The 6,423-nt window shown below is 55.2% G+C and carries 6 protein-coding genes; 2 read left to right on the top strand and 4 right to left on the bottom strand.

Going from position 1 to position 6,423, the window contains the following annotated elements; translation table 11 throughout:
- Positions 1 to 445: 445 nt before the first annotated feature.
- From sdhB to ACFO1S_RS10685, 3 genes are read right to left on the bottom strand one after another with little or no spacing between them, the layout of a single operon-like run.
- Positions 446 to 1,219: a succinate dehydrogenase iron-sulfur subunit gene (gene sdhB, locus ACFO1S_RS10695; protein WP_204603638.1), complete on the bottom strand. Its 774-nt coding sequence runs from the start codon at positions 1,217 to 1,219 to the stop codon at positions 446 to 448.
- A 3-nt stretch (positions 1,220 to 1,222) separates the two neighbouring features.
- Positions 1,223 to 2,980, bottom strand: a complete 1,758-nt coding sequence (gene sdhA / locus ACFO1S_RS10690) for a succinate dehydrogenase flavoprotein subunit (protein ID WP_204603639.1) — start codon at positions 2,978 to 2,980, stop codon at positions 1,223 to 1,225.
- A 19-nt stretch (positions 2,981 to 2,999) separates the two neighbouring features.
- Positions 3,000 to 3,671 (bottom strand): succinate dehydrogenase cytochrome b558 subunit, encoded by a 672-nt coding sequence (locus tag ACFO1S_RS10685; protein ID WP_204603640.1) that lies wholly within the window; start codon positions 3,669 to 3,671, stop codon positions 3,000 to 3,002.
- Between the two features lie 179 nt (positions 3,672 to 3,850).
- Here ACFO1S_RS10685 and ACFO1S_RS10680 point away from each other — a divergent pair, with 179 nt between their 5' ends.
- Together ACFO1S_RS10680 and ACFO1S_RS10675 are read left to right on the top strand one after the other, a co-directional pair.
- On the top strand, positions 3,851 to 4,768 hold the full coding sequence (locus ACFO1S_RS10680) for a LysR substrate-binding domain-containing protein (protein WP_204603641.1): 918 nt from the start codon (positions 3,851 to 3,853) through the stop codon (positions 4,766 to 4,768).
- A gap of 142 nt (positions 4,769 to 4,910) precedes the next feature.
- Positions 4,911 to 5,549 carry a 3D domain-containing protein gene (locus ACFO1S_RS10675; RefSeq protein ID WP_204603642.1) on the top strand — a complete coding sequence of 213 codons (639 nt, stop codon included), beginning with the start codon at positions 4,911 to 4,913 and terminating at the stop codon, positions 5,547 to 5,549.
- Positions 5,550 to 5,609: 60 nt separating this feature from the next.
- Here ACFO1S_RS10675 and ACFO1S_RS10670 read toward each other — a convergent pair whose 3' ends face one another.
- On the bottom strand, positions 5,610 to 6,398 hold the full coding sequence (locus ACFO1S_RS10670) for a polysaccharide deacetylase family protein (protein ID WP_378126744.1): 789 nt from the start codon (positions 6,396 to 6,398) through the stop codon (positions 5,610 to 5,612).
- Positions 6,399 to 6,423 lie beyond the last annotated feature (25 nt).

Below are 6,423 nucleotides of genomic sequence, written 5' to 3'. Positions count from 1 at the left end.
GTGGCGTGTGGCGTGTGGCGTGTGGCGTGTGGCGTGTGGCGTGTGGCGTGTGGCGTGTGGCGTGTGGCGTGTGGCGTGTGGCGTGTGGCGTGTGGCGTGTTAATTGTAATTTGTGCAATTAATCTCGGTCAAGTCCTTGCAACCAATTCGTTAGTTGTATTTTGTACAGCTACTTCGGACAATTTACGTCACGCTAGCGAAAATGAATCCACTTAATTGTAAGAAATGCAACTAACCCGACTTTTTGACGATTTCATCCCTTATTAATTGTACTTTTTGCAATTAGTGTATGAATGCACCAAAGTACGGACATTCCCCGAACGGGAGCCCCTGCCACGTCAAGCCGAAGTACGGCGGTCCCCCGTACGGAGAGCCCCTTGTTCCCGAACGGGAAACAAACACAAAAAAACCGCCGAGCGGGAAATCCGCCCAGCGGCATAGCTTCTTACAGGCCAAGCCATTGCTTAAACAGTTGCTTGGTGGTGTCTCTGTTCATCGCCGCGATCGAGGTCGTCAGCGGGATGCCTTTCGGGCAAGAACGCACGCAGTTCTGCGAGTTGCCGCAGCCCTCAATGCCGCCTTCCTCCATCAAAGCCTCCAGACGCTCATGAGCGTTCATCTCACCTGTCGGATGAGCATTAAACAGACGAACCTGGGAGATCGGAGCAGGACCGATAAAGCTGTTCCGATCGTTGACGTTCGGGCAAGCTTCGAGGCACACGCCGCACGTCATGCATTTGGACAGCTCATAAGCCCATTGACGCTTGGATTCCGCCATACGCGGCCCTGGACCGAGATCGTACGTTCCGTCGATCGGAATCCACGCCTTCACTTTCTTCAAAGCGTTAAACATCCGTTCGCGGTTAATGACGAGATCGCGCACAACCGGGAACGTCGCCATCGGCTCCAGCCGTATCGGCTGCTCCAGCTTATCGATCAACGCGCTGCACGCCTGGCGAGGCTTGCCGTTAATGACCATGGAGCAAGCGCCGCACACTTCCTCCAGGCAGTTGGACTCCCAGCATACCGGGGAGGTTTTGCCGCCCTTCGCATTTACGGGATTGCGCTGAATTTCCATCAGAGCGCTGATTACGTTCATGTTGGGGCGGTAAGGAACTTCGAATTCCTCCGTGAATGGGGAGGCATCCGGACGCTCCCGACGCGTGATGATAAACTTGACTTTACGTCCCGTTGCCGTTGCAGTAGTAGCTTCCGCCATGGATTAGCCCTCCTTCTTCTTGTTGGTGGAATAGTCGCGCTTCCGCGGCGCAATCAAGGATACGTCAACGTCCTCGTAGGAAATCTGCGGACCCTCAGGCGCAAAAGTCGCCTTGGTCGTCTTCAGGAAGTTGTCGTCATCGCGATCCGGGAAATCCGGCTTGTAGTGAGCGCCGCGGCTTTCGTTGCGCAATAATGCGCTGACCGTCATCGCTTCGGCAAGCTCAAGCATATTCCACAGCTGGCGGGTGAACGCCGCTCCGGAATTGTTCCATTGGGCCGTATCGTTGATGTTGATTTTTTTGTAGCGCTGCTTCAGCTCTTTGATTTTGCCTACGGTTTCTTCGAGCTTTTTGTTGTAGCGAACAACGGTCATGTTGTTCGTCATCCACTCGCCGAGCTCCTTGCTCAATACATATGCGTTTTCCGTGCCGTCCATTTTCGTGATCGCTTCGAACTTGCCGGCTTGCTTGCTGCGTTCGCGCTCGAACACGCTCTCCGACACGTCCTCCGCCGACTTCTTCAAGCCGCGCACATATTCGATGGCTTTCGGTCCGGTGACCATGCCGCCGAAAATGGCCGACAACAGAGAATTCGCGCCCAGACGGTTCGCGCCGTGATATTGATAGTCGCATTCTCCGCAAGCGAAAAGCCCGGGAATATTCGTCATTTGATTGTAATCGACCCATAGACCGCCCATGGAATAGTGAACGGCAGGGAAAATCTGCATCGGAATTTTCCGCGGATCGTCGCCCGTGAACTTCTCGTAGATCTCGATGATGCCGCCGAGCTTCACGTCCAGCTCCTTCGGATCCTTGTGCGAGAGATCAAGGTACACCTTGTTCTCCCCGTCGATGCCCAGCTTCTGGTTGACGCACACGTCGAAAATTTCGCGGGTCGCGATATCGCGAGGCACCAGGTTTCCGTAAGCCGGATATTTTTCCTCCAGGAAGTACCACGGCTTGCCGTCCTTATACGTCCATATCCGACCGCCTTCTCCGCGCGCGGATTCGCTCATCAGCCGGTTTTTGTCGTCTCCCGGAATGGCCGTCGGGTGAATCTGAATAAATTCCCCGTTGGCGTAATGAACGCCTTGCTGATACACCGCGCTCGCCGCCGTACCCGTATTGATAACCGAGTTCGTCGTTTTGCCGAAAATAATTCCCGGACCGCCGGTCGCCAGAATAACCGCATCTCCCCGGAACGTGACCGTTTCCATCGTGCGCAGATCCTGCCCGGTGATGCCGCGGCATACTCCGTCGTCATCCAGCACGACGGAAGTGAATTCCCAGTGCTCGAACTTCTGAACGAGACCGGCTACTTCCCAACGCCGAACCTGCTCGTCCAGCGCGTAAAGCAGCTGCTGTCCCGTCGTCGCGCCGGCGAATGCCGTACGGTGATATTGCGTTCCGCCGAAACGACGGAAGTCGAGCAGACCTTCCGGCGTACGGCTGAACATAACGCCCATCCGGTCCATCAAGTGGATGATTCCGGGCGCCGCTTCGCACATCGCCTTAACCGGAGGCTGATTCGCAAGGAAGTCGCCTCCGTATACCGTATCGTCGAAGTGCTCCCAAGGGGAGTCCCCTTCGCCTTTTGTATTTACCGCTCCGTTAATGCCGCCTTGGGCGCATACGGAGTGGGATCTCTTAACCGGAACAAGCGAAAACAGATCGACGCGCATGCCTGCTTCCGCCGCTTTGATCGTTGCCATCAAGCCCGCAAGTCCGCCGCCGACAACGATTACTTTTTGAGTCGCCATGTGTATGTTTCTCCTCCCTCTAACCTATCGATACCGAACCGAGCGCCGTCGCCGCAGCCGAAGCGAATTCATCGCTGCGGAACGCGACTAGGGACAACAGGAACAGCGCCGACAGAATCACGAAGATGACCATGCAGATTCTGGAGGATACTTTTTGCGCGCGCGGTCCGATCGTGATTCCCCAACTAACGAGGAAAGCCCACAAGCCGTTCGAGAAATGGAATGTCGCCGCGAGAACGCCGATAACGTAAGCCGTAAACGCAACCGGATTGGTGACGATGCTGTTCATATGCTGTCCCAGCTCTTCATGCGAAACGTTCCCTATTGCGAGTTGAAACCGGGTTTCGTAAAAATGCCATGCAACGAAGATCAGCGTTACGACCCCCGTAATCCGCTGCCAGGTGAAAGCCCAGTTGCGGGCGTAGCTGAATCTGCCCGTGTTCGTGTTCGATTGATAAGCGATGTACAAGCCGTATACTCCGTGAAAGAGGATCGGCAGCCAGATCATGAACAGTTCAAGCCAGAATACAAGCGGCAAGCTGTTCAGTAGATCCGTGCTTTTCTTGAAGCCCTCCTGCCCGCCTTCATAAGCCGAGTAGTTCGTCAACGCATGCTCAACAATAAATAAGCCGAGCGGAATTACGCCAAGCAGCGAATGAAGTTTTCGCGGTAAATAAGAATTACCTTTCATGTCTGTGTTTGGTCTCCTTTCGCAACCGTGCTTCGACTCGTATGACTTGCGCCCCCCTATGTTGGCATTCGTCACCATATAGTCACCGCTTTTAAGGTTACTCTATTTTCGCTTATAATGGAACTGCTTATTTAATATTATAACTTATAATCATTCCGCATAAGAGAAGGAGTCCTCCCATGCTTGAAGACATGCGTATGTTCGCCGCGATCGTAGAGCAGACGAGCCTCAACAAGGCGGCCGAGCGCCTCAACGTTTCGCAGCCCGCTCTATCCCGCCGTCTCTCTCGTCTCGAGTCCGAGCTTGGAGTCGATCTGTTCCGAAGGATCGGCAAGCGACTTGAGCTGACTTCCGCAGGACAATTGACCTATGAATTCGCATTGGACCTGCGGCGTTTCCACGGCAGCTATCTCCAGAAGCTCAACGCATACAAATCTTCCGAAGCGCAGGTCGCCACAATCGGAGCCAGCTTGACGACGCTTCAGACGACTCTGCCGGATCTGATTACCGCAATGACGGCGAAGCATCCGCATCTGGAGATTAAAGCGGTGACCGGCAAATCCCATGAGATCGCCGAACTGGTCAAGGAACGCAAGGTGGATTTCGGAATCGTCGCTTCCTCCGTGATCGATGACCACGCCCTTACCAGTTTACCCTTGTTCGACGATCATCTTATGCTCGTCCTTCCGCGAACGCACATTATATTAGAAAGAACGCATTTCAATATCTCCGATCTTCAGGGGCTGCCGATGATTTTGTTCGCCCCGGGGACTTGGTACCGAACGATGACCGACGAATTATTAAAAAAACATAACCTTAAGCCGGATGTGCGCATGGAAATCGACTCATTCGAAGCGATTATCCGCTTGCTGTCCGCTTGCCGGGCTGGAACGCTGCTGCCCAAATCCTACCTGCGCGAGCAGGTACTCATCGACAACGATTTGTTCCTGGTGCGAATCGAAGAGCTTGAGGAGACTAAGCGGACGACGTTTCTGATCCACGGCAATCCGGCCTGGCTTGCGCCTTCCACGCGCTATCTGATCGAGGAGACGAGCGCCTATTTCCATCGCCGTGCGAACCGCAATAAGGATTCTTAGAAAAAATTAAGCATTCGCCGCTTCCTAAACTTTCCGGTTTTAACCCCCTGAACGCTGTGATACCTTTTACAGGGAGTTGGGGCGCCTTAAGCCAAAGGTGTCGCAGCTCGCCAATACAGCCAGGTTCAGGAGGACAAGGAAAATGAACAACCGTTGGACAAAGCTAGGCACGCGCTCCGCCGCGCTGGTACTTGGAGCGGCATTGCTCATCCCGGGACTGACCGCTCATGCGGCAACTACTTATACAGCTAAAGATTCCGATACATTCTGGAAACTCTCCCGCCAGATGAATATTCCTTTGCAGCAATTGATGGACGCCAATCCCGGCATCGATCCGCTCAATATCTATGCGGGGCTGAAGCTGACGCTTCCCGGATCGGCCAATGCAAGCGTTCTCAAGAGCACCGCAAGCAAGTCCGTCGCCCAGTCGATTGCGACGGCATCGGGCCAAGCGCTGGCGTTCTCTAAAGTGCTTGATATTAAAGCGACCGCTTACTCGGCTGCCGCCGAGGAAAACGGAAAATGGGGCGCCGTGGATTATTTCGGAGATCCGCTCAAGCTGGGTACGATTGCGGTAGATCCGAACGTCATTCCTTTCGGGACGAAAGTCTATATCACCGGCTATGATTTCGCCGGCTTGCCTTCCGGCGGCATGACCGCGACCGCATCCGATGCGGGAGGGGCGATCAAGGGCAATCGCATCGATATTTTCGTCCCCGGCTCGCGTCAATTCGTCTCCGGTTTCGGCTATCAGAACGTCAAGGTCTACGTGCTGGATTAAAAGCCGATCCCCCCATTTGCAGATCAGGCTGCCCCGACATCTTCACCTGCTCGGGGCAGCCTATTTTTTGCGGATTTCGCCGCGTTTCTCCGAAAGCTTCAGAAGCTCCGTCAGCGTAACAGGCTCGTAATGATTCTCCCGCAGCCAATCGATAATTCTCGGCAGCGCCCTGACGGTACCGGACAGACTTTGCCCCGTTCCGCCTCCCGCATGCATTAGAACAACCGATCCCGGCTTGACCGAGCGGGTTACGTTGCGGAATATTCGGCCGGCCCCCAGTTGACGCCAGTCGGACGAATCCACGTTCCAGTTCACAACCGTATAACCGCGCCTCTTGGCCCACTCCAGCTGCCTCGGAACGATTTCCCCGTATGGCGGGCGAATAAGTCTCGGCCTGAAGCCCACGATGCCTGCGATCTCTTGCTCCGCCCGGGAAATCTGCTCCTTCATCTTCTCCAGGGACAGCTTGGAAAAGTCCGGATGGCTGTAGGAATGGTTGCCGATGTTGTGCCCCTCTCGATGAATCCGCCTCACCAGCCCCGGATGCTTGCCCGCACGGGTTCCCACCACGAAGAAGGTCGCTCGCACCCTCTTCGCCTTCAGGATGTCCAGCACCTGAGGCGTAAACCGGGGGTCGGGAACGTCATCGAATGTCAACGCCACCTTGCGCGACTTTCCCGATGCCGACAGCACGAATACGCCCTCATACCGGCGCTCCATCTCGCTCCAGCTGATCCCGGAGGGCTTCGCGCTAGCGGCCCCTGCGGCGAAGCATTGGCTCCACAAAACCAAAAGGGCGACAGCTCTCGCTATCCCCCTTGCCGTTTGTCCAAGGCGCGACCTGGTCATCGCCATACCTCCCCCATACCGCTCG

Source organism: Cohnella boryungensis, assembly GCF_042651945.1.
Classification (GTDB): Bacteria; Bacillota; Bacilli; order Paenibacillales; family Paenibacillaceae; genus Cohnella; species Cohnella boryungensis.
This window is presented reverse-complemented; position numbering and strand designations above follow the sequence as displayed.

Bases quoted from the DNA above. Each gene is read 5' to 3' on its own strand.
- sdhB (WP_204603638.1), bottom strand. From the start codon at position 1,219: ATGGCGGAAGCTACTACTGCAACGGCAACGGGACGTAAAGTCAAGTTT.
- sdhA (WP_204603639.1), bottom strand. From the start codon at position 2,980: ATGGCGACTCAAAAAGTAATCGTTGTCGGCGGCGGACTTGCGGGCTTG.
- ACFO1S_RS10685 (WP_204603640.1), bottom strand. From the start codon at position 3,671: ATGAAAGGTAATTCTTATTTACCGCGAAAACTTCATTCGCTGCTTGGC.
- ACFO1S_RS10680 (WP_204603641.1), top strand. From the start codon at position 3,851: ATGCTTGAAGACATGCGTATGTTCGCCGCGATCGTAGAGCAGACGAGC.
- ACFO1S_RS10675 (WP_204603642.1), top strand. From the start codon at position 4,911: ATGAACAACCGTTGGACAAAGCTAGGCACGCGCTCCGCCGCGCTGGTA.
- ACFO1S_RS10670 (WP_378126744.1), bottom strand. From the start codon at position 6,398: ATGACCAGGTCGCGCCTTGGACAAACGGCAAGGGGGATAGCGAGAGCT.